Source organism: Protofrankia sp. Cas8 (genome assembly GCF_963555845.1).
Taxonomy (GTDB): Bacteria; Actinomycetota; Actinomycetes; order Frankiales; family Frankiaceae; genus Protofrankia.
The window spans coordinates 13,549-14,722 of sequence record NZ_CAUVXI010000134.1 but is presented as its reverse complement, the minus strand read 5'-3'; the positions used below and the strand labels follow the sequence as shown (position 1 = coordinate 14,722).

2 protein-coding genes are annotated in these 1,174 nt (G+C 65.2%); both read left to right on the top strand.

From position 1 onward, the window contains the following. On the top strand, positions 1-601 hold a 601-nt coding region (locus U9977_RS18015), incomplete at its 5' end, for a phosphate ABC transporter ATP-binding protein (protein ID WP_322750441.1). Positions 602-661: 60 nt separating this feature from the next. Then, on the top strand, positions 662-1,174 hold a 513-nt coding region (locus U9977_RS18010; RefSeq protein WP_416210676.1), incomplete at its 3' end, for a response regulator transcription factor.

Genomic DNA, 1,174 nt, shown 5'->3' with positions numbered 1-1,174 from the left:
CGCCAGGGTCGAGGGCCAGGTCCGGATGGACGGTCAGGACCTCTACGGTGCCGGGGTCGACCCGGTGAACGTGCGTCGTACCGTCGGCATGGTCTTCCAACGGCCGAATCCATTCCCGACGATGTCCATCTACGAGAACGTCATCGCCGGGCTGAAGCTGAATGGCACGCGCAAGAAGTCACTGCTCGACGAGCGGGTTGAGCAGTCCTTGCGCGGCGCCAACCTGTGGGAGGAGGTCAAGGACCGTCTCGCCCGACCCGGCGCCGGTCTCTCCGGTGGACAGCAGCAGCGGTTGTGCATAGCGCGCGCGATTGCGGTGGAACCGCAGGTTCTGCTCATGGATGAGCCGTGTTCCGCACTCGATCCGATCTCCACCCTGGCCATCGAAGATCTGATCGCCACACTCAAGTCGACTTACACCATTGTCATCGTGACGCACAACATGCAGCAGGCCGCCCGGGTCAGTGACACGACGGCGTTCTTCACTCTTGACAAGACCGGCGATCCAGGACGGTTGGTGGAGATGGACAAGACGGAGAAGATTTTTTCGAAGCCGAGTGAAAAGCGCACCGAGGAGTACATCACCGGGCGTTTCGGCTGAACCGGGCAGTTGCCGGCCTCGAGCTCACCCGAATTCATTGTGACCACTCGGATGCATCTCGTGCAGCCATTTGAAGAGGAGTCCCTTGCCCCGGAGCAGCGTCGCTCCGGGGAGGAGCCCGACCTGCCGAGCGGCCGGAGCCCGACACTGCTGGTTGCCGACGCAGCCGCGGACTCCGAGCTTCTGTCCGCCCTCGCAGACCATGGCGTCGAGGTCAGCGTCGTGGTGGACGGTGCGCGTGCACTGCTGGAGATCGGTCGCCTGGCACCGGCGGTCGTGCTCATTTCCGCGCGTCTGCCGATCATCGACGGTGTGACAGTGGTGCGGACTGTCCGCACCCGCGACGACATGCCGATTCTGCTTGGGGTGGGCCCGCAGGACCGGCGGCAGGCCGCGGCGGGGTTGGAGGCAGGCGCGAGTGCATGCGTTGTCAAGCCGTACCGGATCAACGAGGTGCTGGGGCTGGTGCGGTCCGTCCGGGGCTTCGGCGTGGACCGGGCCGAGCCCGGGGTGTTGCGCGTCGGAGGGGTTATCCTGAACACGGTCGCATACGAGGTCCGGGTGGACGGCGTA